This is a genomic window from Vibrio scophthalmi LMG 19158 (assembly GCF_000222585.1).
Taxonomy (GTDB): Bacteria; Pseudomonadota; Gammaproteobacteria; order Enterobacterales; family Vibrionaceae; genus Vibrio; species Vibrio scophthalmi.
The window spans coordinates 1-23,367 of the sequence record NZ_AFWE01000102.1 but is presented as its reverse complement, the minus strand read 5'-3'; the positions used below and the strand labels follow the sequence as shown (position 1 = coordinate 23,367).

The window sequence follows — 23,367 nt, the reverse complement described above, 5'->3', positions numbered from 1 at the left end:
TCTAACATTGGCGATTAGTTAATCGTTTGCTTGTGATCTTTTATTCAATCACGTGTAAGCCTGTTTACCTGTTGCACTTTTTATACGAAATAATAGTGATCGCTATGGCATAAATATGAAATCAAGATGTTCACTTTGAATGGTTAATTTAAACTAAGTCAAGTTTTGCTACTGATAATCCTAAAGCATGCAGTGATAAACACTAAGCATCACATCTTAGGTAGCAAATTGGCAGTGGGTTCTAATAAGTTCAAAGGTATGACAATGAAGCAACGCCTGATTGTAAAAACAGCACTAAGTGCAGCGATCCTTGCAACGCTAGCTGGCTGTGCAACAGCTCCTCAACAAGAGTGGGAAGCGGACAAAACGTATAAATTAACCGTTCTTCACACTAACGATAACCATGGTCGTTTCTGGGAAAACAAATATGGCGAGTACGGTATGGCTGCTCGTAAAACGTTAATTGATCAGCTACGTGCGGAAGTTCAAGCTGACGGCGGTAGCGTTTTGCTACTTTCTGGCGGCGACATCAACACAGGTGTTCCAGAGTCTGATCTGCAAGATGCAGAACCTGACTTTAAGGGTATGAACAAAATTGGTTACGATGCGATGGCATTAGGTAACCACGAGTTTGATAACCCACTAGAAGTACTTTTCAAACAGGAAGAGTGGGCGAATTTCCCAATGCTTTCTGCCAACATCTACGACAAAAAGACTGGCGAACGTATGTTCCAGGCTTACCAGATGTTCAATAAGCAAGGTATCAAAATTGCGGTTATCGGTTTAACCACTGAAGATACGCAAAAAATTGGTAACCCAGAATACATTGGTGGTCTTGAGTTCCGTGACCCGAAAGCAGAAGCGAAAAAACTGATTGCTGAACTTGAGCAAACGGAAAAACCGGATCTTATCTTTGCTGTGACACACATGGGCCACTACGAAGATGGCAACCGTGGTATCAATGCGCCGGGTGATGTGGCGTTGGCTCGCTACCTAGACGAAGGCTCGCTAGATATGATTGTGGGTGGTCACTCACAAGAGCCTGTGTGTATGGAAGCGCCAAATGTAATGAAGAAAAACTTCCAGCCATCAGATGAGTGTAAGCCTGATGTGCAAAATGGTACTTACATTGTTCAAGCTCACGAATGGGGCAAATACGTTGGCCGTGCGGACTATGAGTTCCGTAATGGTGAATTGAACATGGTGAGCTACGATTTGATCCCAGTAAACTTGAAGAAAAAAATCAAGGTTGATGGTGAAAGCAAGCGTGTCTTCATTGAAGATGAAATTGCAAAAGATGAAGCGCTATTAGAATTCTTACGTCCTTTCCAAGAAGAAGGTCAAGATAAGCTAAACGTTAAAATTGCTGAAACCAACGGTAAGCTAGAAGGCGACCGTAATGTGGTACGTTTTGAGCAAACTAACCTAGGCCGTTTGATTGCCGCTTCTCACATGGAACGCGCACAAGCAGACTTCGCGGTAATGAACTCTGGTGGTGTACGTGACTCTATTGCTGCTGGTAACGTAACGTACAAAGATGTACTGACTGTTCAGCCATTTGGCAACATCGTGACTTACATCGATATGTCAGGCAAAGAAGTACTAGATTACTTGAACGTAGTTGGTACTAAGCCAGTGGATTCAGGCGCATACGTACAATTCTACGGTGTATCAATGACTGTGGCTGATGGCAAAGTATCAGACGTGAAGCTAGGTGGCGAAGCGGTAGATCTTGAAAAAACGTACCGTTTTACAGTGCCAAGCTACAACGCAGCTGGTGGCGACGGTTACCCTAAAGTGTCTGATCACCCAGGTTACGTAAACACAGGCTTTGTAGATGCTGAAGTTCTAAAAGAATTCCTAGAAGCAAACAGCCCTGTTGATGTAAACAAATTCGCACCTAAAGGCGAGATCGTTTACAAGTAATCGCTTTGCGGTGAAAGGCTATTGACTGTCTAGCACAGATCGATTTAACTAAAACGGCGCTCATTGAGCGTCGTTTTTTATTGTCAACTCAAGGCAAAAACGATGGTTAACATAAAACGTAACGTCTACCATCAACTTATAATTAAACGCCACTTATCACTATAAGTTATTGCCAAGCATACTTTATGCGTTTAGCAGTGGTTTATCCTGATCAGTGTTAGGAACCATTATGACACCTGCAATCAATGCGGCGAAAAAAAAGAAAGTGCCACACACCATCCATCAATACGAGCATGATCCGCGCGCCGAAAGTTTTGGCTTAGAAGCCGTTGAAGCGTTGGGAAATGATCCAAAAGAAGTGTTTAAAACCTTACTCTTTTGTCTCAATGGTGAAGCAAAAAATTTGGCTGTGGCCGTGATCCCGGTAGATCAGAAACTCAATCTAAAATTGGCAGCGAAAGCGGCCAAAGGGAAAAAGGCCGAAATGGCCAACCCAGATATCGCCCAAAAGACCACCGGTTATGTGGTTGGTGGTATTAGTCCGCTGGGGCAAAAGAAAGCCTTGCCGACATTTATTCATCACAGCGCATTGGATCTCGATACCCTGTTTGTCAGTGCCGGTCGCCGTGGGCTAGAAATCGAATTAGCTCCCAAGGATCTCGCTATGCTGACTCGTGGAGAATTTGTCGAGTTGTGTCTGTAAGCGGTGAGAATCGAGAGTCGAGAAGTAAGAATCGAGAAGCGAGAATTAAGAGCTGAGATTTGAGAATCAAGAAATTCTTACGCAATAAAAAGGGGTGACGATTATCGTCACCCCTTTTTCTATTTTGAGCGAAGCGTTTTCGCATCTATATTTTCGATTTCTCGATTTCTCGATTTCTCGATTTCTCGATTTCTCGATTCTAGCGCCTCTTACTTTTCGATCTGTGCGTTATCAACTACGTGGTTTTCACCCAGATCTTTAGGCAATACTAGGTTTAGTACGATTGCGACGATACCACATAGGCTGATGCCTTGTAGGCTGAAGTCGCCAATGCCGAATGCCATGCCACCGATACCGAAAACGAGAGTGATTGCAACGATCACTAGATTGCGTGACTTGTGTAGGTCAACGTTGTTCTTGATCAGCGTGTTTAGGCCTACGGTTGCGATTGAACCGAACAGCAGAATCATGATACCGCCCATGACTGGCATTGGGATGGTTTGTAATACCGCACCCAACTTACCGACAAGCGATAACGTTATCGCGGTGATAGCCGTCCAAGTCATAATCACAGGGTTGAATGACTTAGTTAGCATTACCGCACCAGTGACTTCTGAGTAAGTGGTGTTTGGCGGCGCGCCAACCATTGATGCGGCGATTGTTGCTAGGCCGTCACCCGCGATGGTGCGATGTAGTCCCGGTTTTTTCAGGTAATCTTTACCGGTTACATTGGAGATAGCCAGCATGTCACCTACGTGTTCAACGGCTGGTGCTATCGCCACAGGGATCATAAAGAGAATCGCGTTGATGTTGAATTCAGGCATTACAAATGCCGGAAGTGCGAACCATGCTGCTTGATGCACTGGTGTAAAGTCGACAATACCGTAGAACAAACTCAGCGCATAACCGACAACGATACCGCCAAGAATAGGCATAAGTTTTAGGAAGCCACGGCTAAACACGCTAATACCAATAGTGGTGATCAAAGAGGCGGCTGAAATGATCAGGGCGACATCAGCATCAATAATTTGCGCGCCATCGCCACCACGACCTAATGCCATATTGACGGCGTTTGGTGCCAGACCAAGACCAATCACCATGATTACAGGGCCCACCACGACAGGAGGAAGCAATTTATGCACAATGCCCACACCACGAATTTTAATCAGTGCACCCAATGCGACATACACTAGGCCTGCCACCATTAAGCCACCCATAGTTGCAGGAATACCCCAAGCTTGGACACCGTATAAAATTGGAGCGATAAAAGCGAAAGATGAAGCGAGGAAGATAGGAACAGAACGACGGGTAACAACTTGGAAAATTAGGGTACCAATACCAGCACCGAAGAGAGCAACACTAGGATCTAATCCCGTCAACAACGGAACCAGAACGAGGGCACCAAATGCAACAAATAGCATTTGAGCGCCTTGAATAGCATTTTTCATTTTTTATTCCTTTAGGTGGCGATGAATCCAAATTTCATCCTATTTCGGCAGCAAAATAAGCGAATTGAGGACGCAAAATAAAATTCGCAGGATTCTATCACCATGGCAAACGATTTCAATCTGAACTAGATCAAATGTTTATACATTAACCATTAAATTAAGTAGTTAATTTATCAATAGTATGTATTGACCCTCAAAATGAAGTTACATAGTTCTCTTTACTGTGATTGGAATGTGAGTGGGTCTTGGCAGTAAATAGACCGCAATTTGACAGTATGTTAGTTGCTCCGGTTTAGGAAGTTGCTTATCATCGACGTTTGAGCTGCTGTAACTGATTCTAGGAAAATTATGCGTCGTTTAGTTTTATTCGCATTGGGATTGATTGGCTTTCCCGCAATGGCATTAACCAATGTCGATTTATATCATACTGAAGTCGTGCTGGATCAGAGTGTTGAAAAACCAGACTCACAAGCCCGTATTGAAGGTATGAAAGAGATTGTGGTACGTGCTTCGGGTGACCAAGCGGCAATCAACAATCCGATTGTGCAAAAAGCACTACGACAAAATTCGCAGTACTTGGCACAAATCAGCCAAGGCCAAGAGGGTGGCCAACCAACAATGAAGATGTTGTTTAGCGCTCCTCATATTAATGCGCTTCTTAGCCAAGCTCAGTTGCCGATTTGGCCAGCACAACGTGCCAACGTTTTAGTGTGGTTAGTAGAAGAAACTCAATCTGAACGTAGTATTGCATGGGAACACTCCGATTCGACATTGCTGGCACAAATGAAGCAAGAAGCGCAAAGTCGCGGTTTGCCACTGACCGTACCCGTCGGTGATTTTGATGATGTTACCGGTATTACTATTTCAGATTTATGGGGTGGCTTTGCTCAACCGGTTGGTAAATCAAGCCAACGTTATCCTGCAGATGCGGTACTGGTGGTTCGCGCGCAGGGAGATAACCTACGCTGGACATTGTATGATCAAGCCCCACAAAGCATCGGTGTTACTCGTCAAGCGCCACTGAGTGGCAGCAACAACGGTGCTGATGCTGCAGATAGTATGATTAACCAGATTAGTGACTACTACGCTAAGCAAAGCGGTGTCGTGGTGGCAAGCGAATCATCTGAGTCGGTGAAAGTGCGTTTTACCTCATTAGATAATGCGATCGATTTCTTTGTACTTGAGCGAAAATTGCAACAGCTAAGCTCTGTCGCATCGTTAGATATTCTTAAAATTCAGGGTAAAGAAGTGACCTTCTTGGCGCACTTACTGACATCACCACAAGAATTTGAGCAAGAAGTATCACGTATGCGTGAAGCGATTCCTTTACCGGCTATCGTTGAACCAGCAATTGTTGAACCAGAAATTGTTGAAACAACGACCGTCGCGCCTGATGTGGCAGTTGTGCCAGACACTGGTGCACAAAGTGATCTTTCAGTTGCACTACCTTCAGCAGAGCAAGTGTTACCCGCCGTGATTGAGCAAATGCCAGCAGCACAAGAGCCGATCTTGATGTTTGAGTGGCAAGGTGGTCAATACGTTGCTCCGGTGTCGATTGAAGAGAGCACTCCTCAAGCGGAAACACCGTTAGAAACCGATGTAGATAACGTTTAATAAAAAAGGCTTCGCATTGCGAAGCCTTTTTTATGCTGAGCTATTCAAATTTCGATCTTTCTTGCTTTTCGACTTCCGATAAACGTTTTAGCTTTAACCCTAACTCTTTACCACGGCTACGCGCATAAAGGATGTTGCCGATAAACGCTGCACTGGTCAGAATCAGTTCAACCAGCGCTAGCCAGCGCTCACCACCATCAAGGTACAATAACGTCAGCGCGTGAAGAAAGTAGAGCATCAAAACAAAATTGGCCCACGCATGGGTATAAGGCCTACCAGCTAAAATTCCCGGCAGAGGTAGTAGTAACGGGATGCACCAAGCAATCGCCAGTGTGGTGCTATTGATGTGTGGATGCGGGGAAAGAAATATCTGCCAGATTGCCACCCACGCCAATAACCCGAGATTGGCAGATAAAGCCAATAGGCGAAAAGCTTTAGTGCTAGGTTGCATGTCCTTTAGTAAATTATCGGTTTGTGCTTCAGTTTGAGCATCAGACATCATCACTCCTTGATTAATTTTAATGCGGTGTGTGCTAACCGTTTTCCAAGTTGCTGTGCTAATTCCACTTCTTCTTTAGTTAGCCTGGAATCATGGCCGACATGGCTGGCTCCATAAGGCGTGCCGCCACTCTGAGTAGTATGCAATTGCGGCTCAGAGTAGGGAATCCCCATCACTAACATGCCATGATGAAACAGCGGTAATTTCATACTTTGTAGTGTGGTTTCTTGGCCTCCGTGCAAACTGGAAGAGGAGGTGAAAACACAAGCGGGCTTATCAATCAGATCACCGCTAATCCATAGCGATGTGCTTTGATCCCAAAAATGCTTCAATGGCGCAGCCATATTTCCAAACCAAACGGGGCTACCCATGGCTAAGCCATCACAGTGCTTGAGCTCATCGAGCGTAATCGCTGGATCGCTGCCAGTACGTTCTTGTGAGGAGATTTCTTCTACAGTTCGCATGATGGCTTCGCAATGAGGAACCGATTCGATTCCTCTTGCGATCTGTCGTGCTAATGCTTGTGTTGCACCATGGCGACTGTAATAAAGCACGATCAGGCGACAACTCATAAGATGGCTAATACCTGCTCTGGTGGACGACCATGCTTGGCTTTACCATTGGCAACGACAATTGGACGTTCGATCAGTTTAGGATTTTCCGCCATTGCGGTAAACAGTTGCTCATCACTGGCATCTGCAAGGCTAAGTTGTTTGTAGAGTTCTTCTTTGGTGCGCATCATCGCACGTACTTCGCTGAGCTCTAATTGTGCATAAAGGGTTTTCAGCGCTTCAATACTGAGTGGCGTCTCTAAGTATTTAATCACTTCCGGTTGAACGCCGTTTTGCTCTAACAACTCCAAGGTTTGACGACTCTTTGAGCAACGAGGGTTGTGATAAATGACGACTGACATAAATTTCTCCGATTTATTGTAATGCCATGAAACGGTCACGCTGAATCATTAACTGATCGATGCGGGCGTCGTATCTGGCTTGTTTTAAGCTGCCAAGTTCAGCCAGTTGACTGGCTTGAGTGTAATATTGAATCGCTTTATTCCAGTTGGCTTTGAGGGCCAAAATTTCAGCACGAGCTGCAAGTTCTTCGTCGCTTTGCCCTAGTTTGGTATAAGCATCAGAGAGTAGATGCCAACCATTGATATCGTTCGGATTATCATGGCTATAACGTTGCAATACTCGCACCGCTTGCTCTGTTTTCTCTTGTGCTAATAGGGTATTGGCGTAGTTGATCATTAGTACCGGATTGCTTGGTGCTGCTTCTAGTGCTTTGCTCAACATATCAACAGCTTTTTGAGGTTGATCGAGTCCAATATATAGATCCGCTAAAGCATCAAGATAGAAATGGTTATTTTTGTCTTGTTTATGCAGCGCTTCAAGGATCGGCTGTGCTTGATCAAATTTACGCTCATCTAGCAATACTAACGCACGACCATATTGAAAAGTGGCTTTGATCGCCGGTGATGATTTTTTCTCGGTACGGTTAAACCAATCGAGGGCTGACTCAGGTTTAATATTGGCGTAACGCGCGACAATCCGCGCTTTGGCTAGGTGGTAATCAAAGGATTCTGGCACACGGACATGAGGGTAGTTCTGCGCACGTAAACGAGTATCGGTGACACGATCTTGTGGCAGCGGGTGCGTGAGTAGCATTGGTGGTGGTGTGCTTGCGTAACGATATTCATCGGCAAGGCGACCAAAAAATGTCGGCATCGCACTGACATCAAAGCCCGCTTTAGAGAGCGTGGCAATACCAAATCGGTCGGCTTCTTTTTCATTGCTACGTGTATAGTTAATTTGCCCTTGCATGTTACCAGCAGTCGCGGCAGTCAGTGCGGCAATCCCAGCTTCTGGTGCTGCAATGGCCAATAGTAGTGAACCAGCCAATGCCGCAATGGTTGCCGGTGTACGACGGGCTTGATCTTCCATACTGCGAGCAAGGTGACGTTGGGTCACGTGCGCAATTTCGTGCGCCATAACAGAGGCGAGTTCACTTTCGTTTTGCGCGTGTAAAAACAAGCCGGAGTGGATTGCGACATAACCGCCAAAGAAAGCAAAAGCATTAATATTGCGATCGCGAATCATAAAGAAGGTGAACGGCGTTTTGACATCATCAGCATTGGCGACGAGTCGATGTCCAAGCGAGTCGATATATTCATTGAGAACAGGATCATTAATGATGGGAGCTCGATTACGCAGCATGCGCATGTAAGCATCACCATATTGATTTTCCTGATCGATGGTCAAAGTGCCGCTCGCTGCGGTACCGATATCGGGCAGATTAAGGCTGTTAGCCATCACAGGCATTGATGGTAGAGAAAGTGTGACAGCCATACTCAAAGCGAGCAATGAACGCGTACGTTTAAACATATTAGACAGGTAATATTCCCTTTAAATGATAGGCACTTCACGGCAAGTAAGCGCCCAAAAATCACATCGACTATGCTATAGACACTTTATTGTTGTGAGGGTTTCAAAGCAAATAAAGTTATCTGATATTTCCGTTTTATCACGCGCAGCGACAAGATTTTGTCAGCTAAGGGCGTCTCGGCGAGCAATTTCATACGGTTAAGTATACAATGACAGCAATATTAGTGATTATTTTTACGGGGAATGACGTTGACGAATTTAGATTTACGCGCTCAACGCTGCCCTTTAGCCCTATTACTTGCCAAGCGTCATGTTGTGGCAATGGCCTCTGGTGAAGAGTGTGCGATTCTCGTACAAGATCCCAGTTCAAAGTCAGATATTCTCCGCTTTCTTAGCCAGCACGGCTTTCAAGTTGAATGTGTTGAGCTTAATGATTATTTCTCTTTAAACGTGATGAAAGGAACCGAGTAAGATGTTAGAGATGGTGAGTCGTTGGTATAAACGACGCTTTTCCGATCCGCACGCCGTTAGCCTAGTTGCAATCCTGTTCTTTGGTTTTATTACCATTTATTTCTTTGGCAACTTAATTGCACCATTACTGGTGGCGATAGTATTGGCTTACTTACTTGAGTGGCCTGTTGCTCATTTATCTCGTTTCGGTATTCCACGAACGCTGGCGGTTGTGTTAGTGATCGTGTCGTTTTTTGCTTTGGCGATTATTGCTATCTTTGGTTTGGTTCCAACCATTTGGCAGCAAGTGGGCAATCTTATTAACGACATTCCCAATATGTATGCGGGTTTGCAAAAAGTGATCGCTGAGCTGCCAGTGAAATACCCAGAGCTGGCCAACTTTCAGATCGTTGAGTCACTAGTGACCAATGCCAAAAACCAAGTGATTAGCGTGGGCGAAACGGTGGTGAAAGGTTCATTGGCTTCGCTCGTCAGCATTGCGACTTTGGCGGTTTACCTTATTTTAGTACCGCTATTGGTGTTCTTTTTATTAAAAGACAAAGAAGAGATGATTGCGATGGCGAGTGGCATGTTGCCGCGCAATCGTAAATTGGCGACCAAAGTGTGGGATGAGATGAATGAACAAATCTCAAACTACATTCGTGGCAAGGTAATGGAAATCCTGATTGTCGGTAGCGTCAGTTATGTCACCTTTGCTATTTTAGATTTACGTTATTCGGTTTTATTGGCCGTTGCGGTGGGTTTCTCTGTACTGATCCCTTATATCGGTGCGGCGGCAGTGACAGTCCCTGTGGCGATTGTTGGCCTGTTCCAATGGGGGCTTGCTCCAGAGTTTTACTATCTGCTTATTGCTTATGGAATTATCCAAGCATTGGATGGCAATGTGTTAGTGCCGGTGCTGTTTTCTGAAGCCGTGAATCTTCATCCTGTCGCAATCATTGTTGCGGTATTGGTCTTTGGTGGTTTATGGGGATTCTGGGGGGTATTTTTTGCGATTCCGTTGGGCACCTTGGTGAAAGCGGTATGGAATGCCTTACCTGGACCTGAAGATCACGAAGCGGTGTAGGAAAACACTGACAAAATAACAACGCGATGATATGTAGAGCCAACCTGAGTTAAGGTTGGCTTTTTGCTATGTAATCAGTATCTTATGTCGCATCGCATTGTTGGTTGTAAGAAAATGTAAAAATAGCATTAAACTCTTTCTTGCTGCTGTCGATATAGCTAGCAATCACGCATTTGTTTTAATAAGAGGTAAGTTATGCGGTTTAGCCAAAAAATAGTGGCGGCATCTTCAGCATTGTTACTGGTTACGGTTGTGTTGTTGTCTGTGCAACAATCAGTGTTAGTCAAAAATGAAGTCGAAACCTTAGTTGATACTAGCTTAACTGAGTTAGAACAAGGAGTGAGTACAGCCGTTAGTGCAGAGATGAACGACAAACGTGCTCTGGCTAAGTCGGTATCAGAAATGATCCAGCTTGACCCAAATAACCGTGACTATGTGTCGGACGTTCTAGAAACATCGGTAGTCAAGCAAAGTTTTATTGCGGTCGGCTTTGGTTATGAAGCGGACGGTTCTTTGGTTGAAAATGACGATGCTTGGGAAGTTGAATCGAGCTATGAACCGCGCACGCGTCCTTGGTATATCGAGGCGAAAAGCCGCGGTGAAGTTGTCGTTACTAGCCCGTATGTCGACCCAACCACTAAGAAAGTGATCATTTCGATTGGCGCGCCAGTTAAGAGCGCAGGCCAGTTCATTGGTAGTCTATTTTACGATGTTGAGTTAAACGCACTGGCAGATTTGGTGAACCAAACCAACTTATTTAATGCAGGTTACCTATTCATCGTGACAGAAGATGGCACCACCATCGCACATCCAGATGCACAAAGAAATGGGGATAAGCTCAGCAGTTACTTACCTCAAGTCAGTATTCACGAAGGCGTACAAAAATTTGAACGTGACGGCAAGCCTTACTTAGTTCGCTTGACTGAAGTGGGCTCAGAAGGTTGGTATGTCGGTGCGTTGGTTGATGAATCCGTCGCTTTCTCTGCGATTGATGATATGCGCAATAGCTCGATGATTTACACCGTCATTGCTTTGGTTCTAAGCGTATTAGTGCTATCACTGCTGATCAAAGTCTTAATGCGTCCATTAGTGGTGCTCAACAAAGCGATTCAAGATGTGGCCTCTGGTGAGGGGGATTTAACCCAAAGACTGGATACCAATACAGATGAAGAATTTGCTGAACTGGCGAAAGGGTTTAATACTTTCACGGAGAACTTACAGCAGCAAATTATTCAATCTAAAGCGATCAGCGCTGAAATTCTAATGGGTTCAGAACAATCGGTAGTCGGTGCGCAGCAAGCATCGGTAGCGGTTGCTAGCCAATTGGAAGAGCTTGAGCAATTAGCAACTGCCATGCACGAAATGTCGGTAACGGCAATGGAAGTTGCAAACAATGCCCAAGGCGCATCAGAAGCCGTGAAAGAAGCCGAGCAGGCAAGTAGCACAGGCTCACAAGTGGTGAGTGATACCACCAATGCGATCAGTCAATTGTCTTTACGTGTTGATCAAGCCGTTGAAGAGGTTGCGGGCCTAGAATCGGCTACATCGAACATTGAAACCATTTTGAAAGTGATCAACGACATTGCTGATCAAACCAACTTACTGGCACTCAATGCGGCAATTGAAGCGGCGCGAGCTGGGGATTCTGGTCGCGGTTTTGCCGTGGTTGCAGATGAAGTGCGTACCTTAGCACAGCGAACTCAACAATCTACGACGGAAATTCGCAGTATGATTGAGCAATTGCAAGCGGGGGCAAGTTCGGTCTCTAATGCGATGAATGAAAGTAAAACGACAGCAGATATTGCGGTAACGCACGCGCAGCAAGCGGATCAGTCTCTGCAAGAAATCCGTAATATCATTCAAAGCATTACCGATATGAACATGCAAATCGCGTCTGCGGCGGAAGAGCAAAGTTTGGTAGCAGAAGAGATCAACAGTAACACGGTTCGCATTAAAGATTTGTCGACGCAGGTTTCTGATGCGGCGATTCAATCAAATCAAGCGATGAGTGAGCAAATCGGTCATGTTCGTCAGCAAGATGAGTTATTGAATAAGTTTGTGGTTTAAAGCATCGATATAATCACAAACCACAGCAAATAAAAAACGCCAGCGAATTGCTGGCGTTTTTATTGGAGGTTAACCAACAATTAGTCAACTTGGTTCAAGTAAGCTAATACCACTTCGTGGTGATCTTTGGTCTTAAACTTATTGAATACGTGTTCAATCACGCCTTGCTCGTTGATTAGGAAACTAATACGGTGCAAGCCATCATACACTTTACCCATAAATTTCTTCTCGCCCCAAACGCCAAACTGTTCTGCCACGGCATGATCTTCGTCTGACAATAGGCTGAAATTAAGGTTATCGCGCTCGATGAACTTACCTAAACGTTTGACCGGATCGATGCTGACACCTAATACAACCACATTGTGGGCATCTAACTCGGCTTTGGTATCTCGTAGGCCTTGAGCTTGGACTGTACATCCGGGTGTCATTGCTTTCGGGTAAAAATAAAACAGCACTTTTTTACCAGCAAAGTCGCCTAAAGAGACGGTATTGCCATCTTGATCAAGCAAAGAAAAAGCGGGTGCTTCCGTTCCTGCGGTGAGCGTATTCATGAGCGTTCCTTTTTATTGACTGTTTTTAATGAAGTTCAATGAACCGATGACGCCAAGTTGCTGACACAATTCAGAAAAATCCTCTTGGATTTGCATTAGGTTGCATTCAGAGTCGACTGATGCGGTTAATGCTAAATGATACTGATCGTGTGCTGCTTGCACCTTATCTTTATCAATCGTTTGTGCGCTTAATGAAGAGAGGCCAATATTCTTTTCGGCAAAAAACTGAGTGAATTTTTCGGTGAGCCCCACTTTGTCGTCAGATTCAATAAAGACTTCTAGCGTATAGCTATTATCTTGGTGGGCATGCTTGGCGGTACGCTTCATCATAGTGATGAGGTCATGCTCTTGCCCGAGCAAAGGCAAGGTCGTTTCGACGCGGGTAATCGCAGCGTTGTTGCCTGAGAGCAACATAATGAGCGTAAATTCACTACCAAATAGGGCAATGCGGCTATCAATAATATTGCAGCCAGCACGAGTAACAAGACCAACGACTTGGTTGCATACCCCTGGACGGTCACTGCCTACCGCTGTAATTACCAGATGCTGAGTCATACTATCACTTCAATGTTGTATTGATGATTAATCGGATAGCTTAGCATAATTAATGGCCAGAAAAATGGCGTGCTTGATCAAATTCTCAGCAATCAAAACCTTTTGGCGATAAATTGGCTAACCACTCGTAAATTCATGGCTTATCACGAAATCAAGGCTAAGAGTTGGCGGAGTGTTTATGACTGAACAATATGACGCAGATCTGAATTCTGCCGCTTTGCGGTTATTAGAAAGAAATATTCCGGTAAATAGATGATTTAAGCGCCCTTAAGCGCTTGTCTTTTTTCATCGCCTTACAGTACCATGCAGAAAGTATCAAATTTAGGGAGAAGGACATGTTTTCAGGAAGTATCGTTGCGTTAATTACACCTTTTAATCTTGATGGCGAAGTAGACTACGTAAGCCTGAAGAAATTGGTTGATTACCATGTAGCAGCGGGTACTGATGGCATCGTTGCTGTTGGCACCACCGGAGAGTCTTCAACGTTAACTATCGAAGAGCATGTTAAGGTCGTATCGAAGACGGTTGAGTTTGCTGAAGGTCGTATCCCTGTTATCGCTGGCACTGGCGCAAATGCAACGCATGAGTCTGTAACATTCAGTCGCTTACTGAATAACTCGGGTGTTGCGGGTTGTCTGAGTGTGACGCCATACTACAATAAGCCAACTCAGGAAGGTTTATACCTTCACTACAAGGCCATTGCTGAAGAAAGCGATGTTCCACAAATTCTTTATAATGTTCCGGGTCGTACCGCGGTTGATCTTCTTCCAGAAACCGTTGCGCGTTTAGCTGAGATTGAAAATATTGTCGCATTGAAAGATGCAACGGGCGATTTAAGCAGAATTGCAAAACACCGTGAACTTTGTGGCGAAGATTTTATCTTACTAAGTGGTGATGATGCGACGGGACTCGATTTTGTTCGTCTCGGCGGTCAAGGTGTGATTTCAGTGACGAATAACGTTGCCGCAGCCGATATGGCAACCATGTTCCGCCTAGCGCGAGAAGGTCGCTTTGAAGAAGCCGAAATCATCAACCAACGATTGATGCCATTGCATAAGAAACTGTTTACTGAATCAAGCCCAATCCCTGTTAAGTGGGCAGCACATAAGCTAGGTTTGATTGAATACAGTGGCTTGCGCTTACCGCTGACTGAGTTGTCAGAAGCCTCGAAACCAATCGTTGCTCAAGCGATGTCAGAAGCTTGCATTTACTAAATTTAAGGACTGCTGAAGCGTAAAGCTTCAGCATTTATTTATCAGGAGTTTCAATGAAGTTGTCATCCCAGCTAGTCGTTAGTTCACTAGCTGTTTTTGTTTTAAGTGCATGTTCAGGCAGTGCCAGTCAACGCCGTCAAGCTCAAGATGACTTTGAGTACCTCAACACGCCGCCGATGAAAGAGTGGCAATCACTTCCAGGTGCAGAGCCAAAATTCTACACTAACTACGTGATCCCGCAGGGTGATTTCGCTGGTGGTATTGGTAATCAAGTCGATATTCGACCACCACAGCAAATTCTGGAATTGATCCCAGGGGCTCGGGTTGATCGTAGTAACGGCGATGTGACGTTGTGGCTACTGGATCGTGATGAAGCGAACAAAGTATGGCAAACGGCAGAAACTTTGCTGGATGAGCGCAATATTAGCGTGCGTGAACAGAATGACTCACGTATTGAAACTGAGTGGGTTACTTGGGTTTCAGAAGATGAAGATGCGCCACTATCTGCTCGTTACGAACTGTCTCGTTTCGAGGCTAATGGCCGTCAAGCGCTGAAATTGTCGCTGATTGATTGGCGTCAAGGCTCCGAGCAGTTGCCGGTAAGCTTAACCAATAAAGAGCGTTACAGTGCGTTAATGAGTAACCTGGTTGCGGCTCGCTACGATCTGGATATTCGTTTAGAAGCCGAGCGTAAAGCCAGTGAGTTGGTGAAACACATTCCAATTTCAATGGGCACTGACCGCTCTGGTTTACCGGTGATTATTGCCCGTGCTCCTTATGATGTGCTGTGGGCGCGCTTACCTAAACTGTTGCCTGAAATGGGCTTTAAGATTGAAGAGCGTAACCAGTCACAAGGTACAGTTAAAGCGAAATACGTAGAGCCAAATGATGAATTCTGGGCTGAAGTGGGCGTTAAACCGATTGAGTTGAAATCGATTACGTACACCTTCCTATTTGGTGATCTTGGTAACCGTACTTCAATCAACGTGACTGACCCTGAAGGTAAGCCGGTTGAAGAGCAATTGCTGAAAGACATGGTGCCAGTATTGGCTGCGATGGCAAGCAAACATCAGTGATGAACGTTTGGCTCGCCGCCCGTAGATGCACAACATAAATTGTGAAGAATAAAAAAGCTGACCAAGGTCAGCTTTTTTTGTCGGTGTTTTTCGTGTAGTGCAATAAAACTTATGCGTTAAAGCACCATCGCCGCGATCCAACCGAAAATGATCAGTGGGATGTTGTAGTGGATAAACGTCGGTACCACCGTTTCCCAGATGTGCTCATGCTGTCCATCAGCATTTAGACCCGATGTTGGACCTAGCGTAGAGTCAGAGGCCGGAGAACCTGCATCACCCAGCGCTGCCGCCGTACCAACCAGTGCGATGGTTGCCATCGGTGAGAAGCCAAATGCAGCTGCCAGTGGAACGTAGATAGTGGCAATGATTGGAATGGTTGAGAATGATGAGCCGATCCCCATGGTGACTAATAAGCCAACCACTAACATCAGCAGTGCTGCCAATGGCTTGTTATCACCAATACTGGTAGACAGTGAAGAAACCAGTGTTTCAACGCCACCTGTCATTTTCATTACGGCGGCAAAGCCGGCCGCTGAAATCATGATGAAACCAATCATAGCCATCATGTGAACACCTTTCGTGAACACATCGTGAGTCTCTTTCCAGGCGATAACACCACCAAAGGTGAACACCATGAAACCGGCTAGGGCGCCAATAATCATTGAGCCAGTCGCAAGTTGAACAGCCAGTGCAGCGATAATGCCTAACACTGCAATAACGATGTTTTTCTTGTTGATGGCTTGAGTTTCTTGATTCGGCTTGGTGTGGCTGGTTTCTGCATACTCACGAGGTTTACGGTAGGTAAAGAAAATCGCAGTCAGTAGGCCGAAAATCATACCCGCAGCAGGCAGTAACATCGCGGTTGGGATCTGACTTGCTACAACGTTATCAAGGCCGTTTTCACGTAGGTTTTTCAGCAAAATATTGTTGAGGAAGATACCGCCAAAACCGATTGGAAGTACCATGTATGGCGTAATCAGACCAAAAGTCAGGACGCAAGCAATCATGCGGCGATCCAGTTTAAGTTTGGCAAAGACGCTCAACAAAGGTGGAATCAAAATCGGGATAAAAGCGATATGCACAGGGATAACGTTTTGCGATGACATGGTGACTAATACCAGCGCCACGAGCACTGCATATTTTAGACCAGTGGTTGCTGCGCCGTTCTCTTTGCCATTTAGACGACGAATCACGCTGTTTGCCAGCAGATCGGTAATGCCAGAGCGAGAAATTGCTACCGCAAAGGTGCCTAACATCGCGTAGCTTAACGCAATGGTTGCACCGCCGCCAAGACCACTCTCAAAAGCAGAAACGGCTTCATTTAAGCTCATGCCAGATACAAGGCCACCAACGATTGCACTGAATGTCAGGGCTACCACGACATTCACGCGCATCAGCGCCAGTACCAGCATGACACAGACAGATATTACTACAGGATTCATAGTTAACTCTTTAGTTGTGTTGTACTCGTCCTAATTGAAGCTGCCGCGTTTCTTTCGCGCGCTTAGTGGCACCTTCAAGTTGTTTGAGTCTATATGTTATTATTTTTTATCTTCAGCATCTGAATCGATCAGCGGCCAACCACCAAGTGCTTTCCACTTATTAACGATACCGCAGAATAGATCGGCGGTTTTTTGCGTATCGTACAGTGCTGAATGGGCTTCTTTGTTGTCAAACTCCATCCCCGCCGTTTTGCAGGCTTTAGCCAGAACGGTCTGACCATAAGCAAGGCCGCTAAGTGCAGCAGTATCAAAAGTAGCAAAAGGATGAAACGGGACTCGTTTTAACTTGCTGCGTTCGCTTGCCGCCATGACAAAATTAAGATCAAACGTGGCGTTGTGCGCGACGATAATGGCACGACTGCAGTCAGCTTCTTTCTGTTCTTTACGGACTTGGCGATAAATTTCTTTTAACGCTTCAGATTCCGCAATGGCACCGCGCAATGGACTAAAAGGATCACGGACGCCAATAAACTCGAGCGCCTCTTTTTCTAAATTCGCCCCTTCAAAGGGCTCAACATGAAAATGAAGAGTTGACGCTGGATGGAGATCGCCGTTTTCGTCCATCTTTAAGGTAATGGCACAAATTTCTAATAGTGCATCCGTTTGGGCGTTAAAACCGGCAGTTTCGACATCGATAACCACTGGGAAATAGCCGCGAAAGCGTTTTTTGAGCGTCAATGCTTCGTTTTCTACAGTCATGTTGTAATAAATTAGTGTGACAAGGTTTGCATTATTGCAGATTCTAACTTCAATACCAATCAACATTAATTTGCATTTTCGGCCTGTAAGACGTGTGGTTTTTAACCATGTGATGAAAAGCACGTAATTTACTTAGCCATATTGCTTAACTTATCAGCTAACAAGGTTTAAATAACCTTGAAACAAGAAAAGTTGGCGGGAATTTTGCTTGATCAAAGAAATGGATACGGTCACTCTTGATAAGAGGCAACGCCGTGCCGCTAATGAATACAATAAAGAGAACCATAACGTCATGAAAATGCGCATTGTCACCAGTCTTGCATTATCCATCGCTACCTTTAGCTCAAGCAGTTGGGCAATGGATAAAGCCTATGGCGCAACACCAGGACAATCTAAGTGGCAGATGGTGGCGAATACACCACTTGAGTGCCAACTTGTTCATCCGATCCCTAATTATGGCGATGCGGTGTTCTCTTCTCATGCCAGTAAAAAAATAAACCTCGATTTTGAATTGAAAATGAAGCGCCCGATGGGGGAGACGCGTGATGTCTCTTTGGTCTCGATGCCGCCAGCATGGCGTCCTGGTGATAGCGCTGATCGCATGACCAATATTCGCTTCTTTAAACAATTTGATGGTTACGTCGGGGGGCAAACGGCGTGGAGCATTCTGAGCGAATTAGAAAAAGGTCGTTCCCCAACGTTTAGCTACCAGGAGTGGCAAAGCCGTGATCAGCGTGTGGAAGTGGCGTTGTCGTCAGTGCTATTCCAGAAATCTTACAATGTCTTTAGTGACTGTATTGCCAATTTATTGCCTTATAGTTTTGAAGATATCGCCTTTACTATTTTGCATTATGATCGTTCAAGTGTGCAGTTGAACAAAGCCTCGCAAAAGCGCTTAGCGCAAATTGCGGAATATATTCGCTACAACCAAGATATCGATTTGGTGCTGGTCTCAACCTATACTGACTCGGAAGACAGCAAGAGTGAGAGCCAAGCATTGTCCGAGCAACGTGCCGATGTGCTACGCACTTATTTTGAATCTATCGGTTTACCGGAAGATCGTATTCAAGTTCAAGGCTATGGTAAACGTCGCCCTGTCGCCGATAATTCGTCACCGATTGGTAAAGATAAAAACCGTCGCGTCGTTATCTCGTTGGGACGAACACAGGTATAACCGGATTAGAGATCACGATAGAGGAAAAACCAGCCAATTAGGCTGGTTTTTTGTTGGTGCTGTATAGTGAAGTTACAACACTTATTGGGGGAGTCTTGTTTCGAGCAGATTAATGCAAGCGGAATTTTGCAATCAGGTTGCAATTGGTTGCGCTATCAATATTTTGCACCAAACGGGCAATATTGGGGTTAGGGTGGCGCTTCATAAATGCGACGAGCGCTTTTTTGCAGCAACCCATCGAATCGACAAAGGCATCGCAGTCGCTATTCGGGCATTGAGGTACTAAGGTCAGTACTTTTTCTGAGGCAAGCTTAAGGTATTTTAATTCGTATTTGACATCACCCATCACGCGCCAAAAGTTGGCTAGGTTATGGCATGAAACCACAGAAATGAGTAAGCGGTCTTCAACATCAATATGCTCAGCAAGGCAGATATCTTCACTGGCAGTCAGTGCTTGTTGATAATGCAAAATAGAGCGCAGATGATCGTGTTCTTGCAGCGCCATATCAGCAAGTAAAGTGTGTTTCTCCCAGTCTGAAATCTCCATCTTTCAACCTTTATTCTGTTCAGCATACCTCAAGATAAATTAATGGTAAGTGATAATTATTATCATGTAAAGCAAATAAAAAGAGCAGCCTGAGCTGCCCTTTATCTTTCTCTATCACGACATCGTTTCGTCGTCGATTAGCCTTCTAGACCCGCAGATGCTTGAGAGTTTTGAATTAACTCAATCATGTAGCCATCAGGATCTTTTACGAAAGCGATATGAGTGCTTCCGCCTTTTACAGGGCCAGCTTCACGAGTAATATTGCCGCCTGCCGCTTTGATGGTATCGCAGGTAGCATAGATATCATCGACACCAATAGCGATGTGACCAAACGCGTTACCTAAATCGTATTCACTGGTGCCCCAGTTGTAAGTCAGTTCAATCACCGCGCCCTGAGACTCATCACCGTAGCCGAGGAAGGCAAGGGTGTATTGGTACTCAGTGTTGTCATTTTTGCGTAATAGCTGCATGCCCATTACGTTAGTGTAGAACTCGATAGATTTATCTAAATCGCCGACACGCAGCATGGTGTGTAGAATGCGTCCGTTTGACATAATTTGCTCCTAATATAATTCTGCTTAAATATTACCACGAAGTTTTCTTTATTTGGCAATGATTTAGCGCTCAAGGTTTTTGTTTTTAGTGCAAAAAAGCAGCCCTGTGGCTGCCTTCTTATACGTCTGTTTTTTCTTTGTATTCGCATAAATCTTCGATGATGCAACTGCCACAGCGTGGTTTACGTGCCACGCAGGTGTAACGGCCATGCAAGATAAGCCAATGGTGCACATCAAGCTTGAATTCTTTGGGTACCACTTTTAGCAGCTTTTCTTCAACCTGATCCACATTTTTGCCCATGGCAAACTTGGTACGATTAGAGACGCGATAAATATGAGTGTCTACGGCAATGGTTGGCCAACCGAAAGCAGTATTGAGCACCACGTTAGCGGTTTTACGTCCAACACCAGGTAGCGCTTCTAATGCCTCGCGATTTTCGGGCACTTCACCACCATGTTGTTCTAATAAAATGCGACAGGTTTTAATCACATTTTCCGCTTTTGAGTTGAATAAACCGATGGTTTTAATGTAGTGCTTAACCCCATCAACGCCTAAGTCGAGAATCGATTTTGGTGTGTTGGCGACGGGATACAGTTTGTCGGTGGCTTTATTGACACTGACGTCGGTTGCTTGTGCAGAAAGTAAGACGGCAATTAACAGCTCAAAAGGTGAACTCCAATTGAGCTCAGTTTGCGGATTTGGGTTGTTGTCCCTAAGACGTTTAAGAATCTCAACGCGTTTAGTGTTGTTCATGTTTATGCTACTTCCCGTGTATCGATCGCTGTGTTTCCGTTGTAGGGAGCGGTTAATGGGCTGCACCTACAACGGATGAGCAATCAGGCTAACATCTCTATTTTTATAATGGTTGAGATGGCCGCTATTAGAGGGTGGTTAGTTGGTTACTCGTGCTCGTTCAATGTTTGGTTTATCTTGTTTTGGTTGGCGTTCTGCGAGCTTTTTATCAATCACGTTCTTTAACGCGATTAACAGACCGACGCCAATAAACGCACCTGGTGGAAGTAGTGCTAATAAGAAGCTGCTATCGAAATGGAACACTTCGATACGCAATGCTTTAGCCCATTCACCAAGCAGCAAATCAGCCCCATCAAATAGGGTACCGTTACCAATGATTTCGCGCATTGCGCCAAGAACAACCAGTACACTTGTCATGCCAAGGCCCATCCACAAACCGTCTAAAGCCGCTGGGATTGGATCATTTTTTGAAGCGAATGCTTCCGCTCGGCCAATGATAATACAGTTCGTTACGATCAATGGGATGAAGATACCCAAAGAAAGGTAGAGACCATAAGCGTAAGCGTTCATCAGTAATTGCACACACGTTACCAGTGCTGCAATGATCATGACAAACACCGGAATACGTACTTCTTTTGGCACATAATCACGCACTAGTGAAACCGTGACATTTGAACCAACCAGTACCAGTAAGGTGGCAATCCCAAGGCCAAGCGCATTGGTGATAGTTGATGAAACCGCCAAGAGAGGACACAGACCGAGTAGTTGTACTAGTGCCGGGTTGTTGTCCCACATGCCATCTTTAAACAGCTTTTTGTTATCAGCCATTATTTTCTCCTCCACAATTACGTGGTTGAGCCAGTAACTGTTGACGATTTTGGTTGATGTAATCAACGGTACGTTTTACTGATTTGACGACCGCACGAGGTGTGATGGTTGCGCCAGTAAATTGATCAAATTGGCCGCCATCTTTGCGTACATGCCAACTTGATTGGTTGTCTGCGGTAACCGTTTTACCGGTAAAACCCAAAATCCAATCGCTGACCCGTAGATCAATTTTATCACCTAACCCTGGGGTTTCTTGATGGGATAAAACGCGTGTGCCGAGTATGGTGCCATCTTGTTGTACCGCAACAATCACTTTGATCGCGCCGTTATACCCATCAGGCGCAATAGCCTCAAGCGCAATCGCACTTGGCTCACCGTTTAAAGTGGCAATATAAGCTGGCATTGCTTGAGTGGTACCAAGAGCGGGGTCTTCAACTAAGGTGCACGCTTGATACAAGCTATTGTCATGTAATTGCTCAGGAATGACTTGATTTAATACAGAGAGCAGTTGTTTTTGTTCCTGCAATTGAATCTGGTCTTTGGTCAAATACTGAGTTAGTGCGACTAATCCGGTCGATGCACAAGCAAAGATGGCCAGTGTTACCCCGTTTTTACGAATTGCGTTTAACATTTGGGATCCTTAATGGCCATAAGTGCGAGGTTTGGTGTAGTAATCGATCAGTGGCACACACATATTGGCAAGTAATACTGCAAATGCGACGCCATCAGGGAAACCACCCCAAGTGCGGATAATGAATACCATTGCGCCAATAAACGCACCAAAAATAAGTCGCCCTTTCACTGTGGTTGAAGCTGAAACCGGATCGGTTGCAATGAAGAATGCGCCCAACATCGTTGCACCAGAGAATAAGTGAACCAGTGGAGACGCGGTTTGATCCGGCGTAAGCAGCATGAATAGGCTACTGATGACCAATAAACTGGCTAAAAAGCTTACAGGTATCTGCCAGTTGATTACACGCAGCTTGATCATAGCGATACCGCCAATTAAGTAGGCAAGGTTGACCCATTGCCAGCCAATACCTGCGAACGCGCTAAATTGCGGTTGAGCCATCGCTTCACTTGCGGTGCTTCCTGCCATCAGTGCGGTTTTAAAGCTGTCTAACGGGGTCGCCATCGTCATGCCATCAATACCGGTACGGATCTGTTGCAGTGATAAACCTTCAACGTCGTAACCGGTAAAGATCAGAGAGAACGCATCTGCTGAACTGATCGATGTGCTTTGCAGTTCAATTGGTGAAATCCAACTGGTCATTTGTAATGGAAACGAGATTAACAGAACCACATAGGCAATCATGGCCGGATTAAATGGGTTTTGCCCAATGCCACCATAAAGTTGCTTGGCAATCACAACAGCAAAAACAAGACCAATCGCGATGATCCACCATGGTGAAAGCGGCGGAATTGCCACCGCAAGTAACCATGCGGTGACCAGTGCGCTATTGTCACGCAGTGCTGACATTGGTGAGCGCTTACGTAACAGCATAACCACCGCTTCAAGGCTCAAGGCGATGACAATAGCGAGTACTAACTGAATCAGTGTTCCCCAGCCAAAAAAGTAGGTTTGAGCAATAAGACCCGGCAGGGCACAAAGAGCCACCCACTTCATTAAGTCAGGAGTGCTTCTGCGGCTGTGCGCATGGGGTGAGCTGGCAATAAAGAAGGCCACTACTCTTTCTCCTCAGATTGTTTTTGTTGTTCTTGTTGTGCTTTACGT

24 protein-coding genes are annotated in these 23,367 nt (G+C 45.2%); 9 read left to right on the top strand and 15 right to left on the bottom strand.

Annotation, left to right across the window (positions count from 1 at the left end):
• The first annotated feature begins 264 nt into the window (after positions 1-264).
• A complete protein-coding gene (ushA, locus tag RH88_RS08640) occupies positions 265-1,926 on the top strand; it encodes a bifunctional UDP-sugar hydrolase/5'-nucleotidase UshA (protein ID WP_005595042.1) in 1,662 nt (553 codons plus the stop codon).
• Positions 1,927-2,155: 229 nt separating this feature from the next.
• On the top strand, positions 2,156-2,629 hold the full coding sequence (gene ybaK, locus RH88_RS08635; RefSeq protein ID WP_005595040.1) for a Cys-tRNA(Pro) deacylase: 474 nt from the start codon (positions 2,156-2,158) through the stop codon (positions 2,627-2,629).
• A gap of 209 nt (positions 2,630-2,838) precedes the next feature.
• On the opposite strand, the gene RH88_RS08630 is transcribed toward ybaK, so the two are convergent.
• The gene (locus RH88_RS08630; protein ID WP_005595039.1) at positions 2,839-4,077 is read right to left on the bottom strand and encodes a uracil-xanthine permease family protein; all 1,239 of its coding nucleotides are present in this window, start codon (positions 4,075-4,077) and stop codon (positions 2,839-2,841) included.
• Between the two features lie 348 nt (positions 4,078-4,425).
• Here RH88_RS08630 and RH88_RS08625 point away from each other — a divergent pair, with 348 nt between their 5' ends.
• Positions 4,426-5,691: a DUF2066 domain-containing protein gene (locus RH88_RS08625; protein WP_005595038.1), complete on the top strand. Its 1,266-nt coding sequence runs from the start codon at positions 4,426-4,428 to the stop codon at positions 5,689-5,691.
• Between the two features lie 40 nt (positions 5,692-5,731).
• On the opposite strand, the gene RH88_RS08620 is transcribed toward RH88_RS08625, so the two are convergent.
• From RH88_RS08620 to bepA, 4 genes are read right to left on the bottom strand one after another with little or no spacing between them, the layout of a single operon-like run.
• Positions 5,732-6,190, bottom strand: a complete 459-nt coding sequence (locus RH88_RS08620; RefSeq protein ID WP_009388293.1) for a DUF2069 domain-containing protein — start codon at positions 6,188-6,190, stop codon at positions 5,732-5,734.
• A gap of 2 nt (positions 6,191-6,192) precedes the next feature.
• A complete protein-coding gene (gene wrbA / locus RH88_RS08615; RefSeq protein ID WP_005595034.1) occupies positions 6,193-6,762 on the bottom strand; it encodes an NAD(P)H:quinone oxidoreductase in 570 nt (189 codons plus the stop codon).
• Positions 6,759-7,103, bottom strand: a complete 345-nt coding sequence (arsC, locus tag RH88_RS08610; RefSeq protein WP_005595032.1) for an arsenate reductase (glutaredoxin) — start codon at positions 7,101-7,103, stop codon at positions 6,759-6,761. The genes wrbA and arsC overlap by 4 nt, the downstream gene beginning before the upstream one ends.
• Positions 7,104-7,116: 13 nt before the next feature.
• Positions 7,117-8,574, bottom strand: a complete 1,458-nt coding sequence (gene bepA, locus RH88_RS08605) for a beta-barrel assembly-enhancing protease (RefSeq protein ID WP_005595030.1) — start codon at positions 8,572-8,574, stop codon at positions 7,117-7,119.
• Positions 8,575-8,817: 243 nt separating this feature from the next.
• Between bepA and RH88_RS08600 the strand changes: the two genes are divergently transcribed.
• From RH88_RS08600 to RH88_RS08590, 3 genes are all read left to right on the top strand, one after another.
• The gene (locus RH88_RS08600; RefSeq protein WP_005595028.1) at positions 8,818-9,045 is read left to right on the top strand and encodes a sulfurtransferase TusA family protein; all 228 of its coding nucleotides are present in this window, start codon (positions 8,818-8,820) and stop codon (positions 9,043-9,045) included.
• A gap of 1 nt (position 9,046) precedes the next feature.
• Positions 9,047-10,111, top strand: a complete 1,065-nt coding sequence (locus RH88_RS08595; RefSeq protein ID WP_005595027.1) for an AI-2E family transporter — start codon at positions 9,047-9,049, stop codon at positions 10,109-10,111.
• A 195-nt stretch (positions 10,112-10,306) separates the two neighbouring features.
• Entirely contained in the window at positions 10,307-12,178 is a 1,872-nt protein-coding gene (locus tag RH88_RS08590; RefSeq protein ID WP_005595025.1) for a methyl-accepting chemotaxis protein, read from the top strand.
• Positions 12,179-12,258: 80 nt separating this feature from the next.
• On the opposite strand, the gene bcp is transcribed toward RH88_RS08590, so the two are convergent.
• A complete protein-coding gene (gene bcp / locus RH88_RS08585; RefSeq protein WP_005595024.1) occupies positions 12,259-12,729 on the bottom strand; it encodes a thioredoxin-dependent thiol peroxidase in 471 nt (156 codons plus the stop codon).
• A 12-nt stretch (positions 12,730-12,741) separates the two neighbouring features.
• Positions 12,742-13,284 (bottom strand): glycine cleavage system transcriptional repressor, encoded by a 543-nt coding sequence (locus RH88_RS08580; RefSeq protein WP_005595022.1) that lies wholly within the window; start codon positions 13,282-13,284, stop codon positions 12,742-12,744.
• Between the two features lie 335 nt (positions 13,285-13,619).
• Between RH88_RS08580 and dapA the strand changes: the two genes are divergently transcribed.
• Positions 13,620-14,498, top strand: coding sequence for a 4-hydroxy-tetrahydrodipicolinate synthase (gene dapA / locus RH88_RS08575; RefSeq protein WP_005595020.1), 879 nt, complete (start codon positions 13,620-13,622; stop codon positions 14,496-14,498).
• 53 nt (positions 14,499-14,551) lie between these two features.
• Positions 14,552-15,574 carry an outer membrane protein assembly factor BamC gene (bamC, locus tag RH88_RS08570; protein ID WP_005595019.1) on the top strand — a complete coding sequence of 341 codons (1,023 nt, stop codon included), beginning with the start codon at positions 14,552-14,554 and terminating at the stop codon, positions 15,572-15,574.
• A 116-nt stretch (positions 15,575-15,690) separates the two neighbouring features.
• Here bamC and RH88_RS08565 read toward each other — a convergent pair whose 3' ends face one another.
• Positions 15,691-17,016 carry a Na+/H+ antiporter family protein gene (locus RH88_RS08565; protein ID WP_005595018.1) on the bottom strand — a complete coding sequence of 442 codons (1,326 nt, stop codon included), beginning with the start codon at positions 17,014-17,016 and terminating at the stop codon, positions 15,691-15,693.
• 99 nt (positions 17,017-17,115) lie between these two features.
• On the bottom strand, positions 17,116-17,775 hold the full coding sequence (gene rnt / locus RH88_RS08560; RefSeq protein WP_005595017.1) for a ribonuclease T: 660 nt from the start codon (positions 17,773-17,775) through the stop codon (positions 17,116-17,118).
• A gap of 292 nt (positions 17,776-18,067) precedes the next feature.
• Between rnt and motY the strand changes: the two genes are divergently transcribed.
• The gene (gene motY / locus RH88_RS08555; RefSeq protein ID WP_005595015.1) at positions 18,068-18,949 is read left to right on the top strand and encodes a flagellar protein MotY; all 882 of its coding nucleotides are present in this window, start codon (positions 18,068-18,070) and stop codon (positions 18,947-18,949) included.
• A gap of 109 nt (positions 18,950-19,058) precedes the next feature.
• On the opposite strand, the gene RH88_RS08550 is transcribed toward motY, so the two are convergent.
• From RH88_RS08550 to rsxD, 6 genes are all read right to left on the bottom strand, one after another.
• Entirely contained in the window at positions 19,059-19,496 is a 438-nt protein-coding gene (locus tag RH88_RS08550) for a DUF2753 domain-containing protein (protein ID WP_005595013.1), read from the bottom strand.
• A gap of 137 nt (positions 19,497-19,633) precedes the next feature.
• Positions 19,634-20,050, bottom strand: coding sequence for a lactoylglutathione lyase (gene gloA / locus RH88_RS08545; RefSeq protein WP_005595011.1), 417 nt, complete (start codon positions 20,048-20,050; stop codon positions 19,634-19,636).
• Between the two features lie 118 nt (positions 20,051-20,168).
• Positions 20,169-20,804 carry an endonuclease III gene (gene nth / locus RH88_RS08540; protein ID WP_005595010.1) on the bottom strand — a complete coding sequence of 212 codons (636 nt, stop codon included), beginning with the start codon at positions 20,802-20,804 and terminating at the stop codon, positions 20,169-20,171.
• A 138-nt stretch (positions 20,805-20,942) separates the two neighbouring features.
• Positions 20,943-21,632: an electron transport complex subunit E gene (locus RH88_RS08535; protein ID WP_005595009.1), complete on the bottom strand. Its 690-nt coding sequence runs from the start codon at positions 21,630-21,632 to the stop codon at positions 20,943-20,945.
• Entirely contained in the window at positions 21,625-22,263 is a 639-nt protein-coding gene (gene rsxG, locus RH88_RS08530) for an electron transport complex subunit RsxG (protein WP_005595008.1), read from the bottom strand. Before rsxG ends, RH88_RS08535 begins: the two co-directional genes overlap by 8 nt.
• A 9-nt stretch (positions 22,264-22,272) precedes the next feature.
• Positions 22,273-23,319, bottom strand: coding sequence for an electron transport complex subunit RsxD (rsxD, locus tag RH88_RS08525; protein WP_005595007.1), 1,047 nt, complete (start codon positions 23,317-23,319; stop codon positions 22,273-22,275).
• Positions 23,320-23,367: the final 48 nt, after the last annotated feature.

Excerpts from the sequence above, each read along its gene's own strand:
- RH88_RS08620 (WP_009388293.1), bottom strand. The coding sequence starts at position 6,190 with ATGTCTGATGCTCAAACTGAAGCACAAACCGATAATTTACTAAAGGAC.
- bcp (WP_005595024.1), bottom strand. The coding sequence starts at position 12,729 with ATGAATACGCTCACCGCAGGAACGGAAGCACCCGCTTTTTCTTTGCTT.
- ybaK (WP_005595040.1), top strand. The coding sequence starts at position 2,156 with ATGACACCTGCAATCAATGCGGCGAAAAAAAAGAAAGTGCCACACACC.
- RH88_RS08630 (WP_005595039.1), bottom strand. The coding sequence starts at position 4,077 with ATGAAAAATGCTATTCAAGGCGCTCAAATGCTATTTGTTGCATTTGGT.
- RH88_RS08535 (WP_005595009.1), bottom strand. The coding sequence starts at position 21,632 with ATGGCTGATAACAAAAAGCTGTTTAAAGATGGCATGTGGGACAACAAC.
- motY (WP_005595015.1), top strand. The coding sequence starts at position 18,068 with ATGAAAATGCGCATTGTCACCAGTCTTGCATTATCCATCGCTACCTTT.
- rnt (WP_005595017.1), bottom strand. The coding sequence starts at position 17,775 with ATGACTGTAGAAAACGAAGCATTGACGCTCAAAAAACGCTTTCGCGGC.
- RH88_RS08595 (WP_005595027.1), top strand. The coding sequence starts at position 9,047 with ATGTTAGAGATGGTGAGTCGTTGGTATAAACGACGCTTTTCCGATCCG.
- RH88_RS08590 (WP_005595025.1), top strand. The coding sequence starts at position 10,307 with ATGCGGTTTAGCCAAAAAATAGTGGCGGCATCTTCAGCATTGTTACTG.
- RH88_RS08580 (WP_005595022.1), bottom strand. The coding sequence starts at position 13,284 with ATGACTCAGCATCTGGTAATTACAGCGGTAGGCAGTGACCGTCCAGGG.
- nth (WP_005595010.1), bottom strand. The coding sequence starts at position 20,804 with ATGAACAACACTAAACGCGTTGAGATTCTTAAACGTCTTAGGGACAAC.
- arsC (WP_005595032.1), bottom strand. The coding sequence starts at position 7,103 with ATGTCAGTCGTCATTTATCACAACCCTCGTTGCTCAAAGAGTCGTCAA.
- gloA (WP_005595011.1), bottom strand. The coding sequence starts at position 20,050 with ATGTCAAACGGACGCATTCTACACACCATGCTGCGTGTCGGCGATTTA.
- rsxG (WP_005595008.1), bottom strand. The coding sequence starts at position 22,263 with ATGTTAAACGCAATTCGTAAAAACGGGGTAACACTGGCCATCTTTGCT.
- RH88_RS08550 (WP_005595013.1), bottom strand. The coding sequence starts at position 19,496 with ATGGAGATTTCAGACTGGGAGAAACACACTTTACTTGCTGATATGGCG.
- bepA (WP_005595030.1), bottom strand. The coding sequence starts at position 8,574 with ATGTTTAAACGTACGCGTTCATTGCTCGCTTTGAGTATGGCTGTCACA.
- bamC (WP_005595019.1), top strand. The coding sequence starts at position 14,552 with ATGAAGTTGTCATCCCAGCTAGTCGTTAGTTCACTAGCTGTTTTTGTT.
- wrbA (WP_005595034.1), bottom strand. The coding sequence starts at position 6,762 with ATGAGTTGTCGCCTGATCGTGCTTTATTACAGTCGCCATGGTGCAACA.
- dapA (WP_005595020.1), top strand. The coding sequence starts at position 13,620 with ATGTTTTCAGGAAGTATCGTTGCGTTAATTACACCTTTTAATCTTGAT.
- RH88_RS08625 (WP_005595038.1), top strand. The coding sequence starts at position 4,426 with ATGCGTCGTTTAGTTTTATTCGCATTGGGATTGATTGGCTTTCCCGCA.
- RH88_RS08600 (WP_005595028.1), top strand. The coding sequence starts at position 8,818 with ATGACGTTGACGAATTTAGATTTACGCGCTCAACGCTGCCCTTTAGCC.
- ushA (WP_005595042.1), top strand. The coding sequence starts at position 265 with ATGAAGCAACGCCTGATTGTAAAAACAGCACTAAGTGCAGCGATCCTT.
- RH88_RS08565 (WP_005595018.1), bottom strand. The coding sequence starts at position 17,016 with ATGAATCCTGTAGTAATATCTGTCTGTGTCATGCTGGTACTGGCGCTG.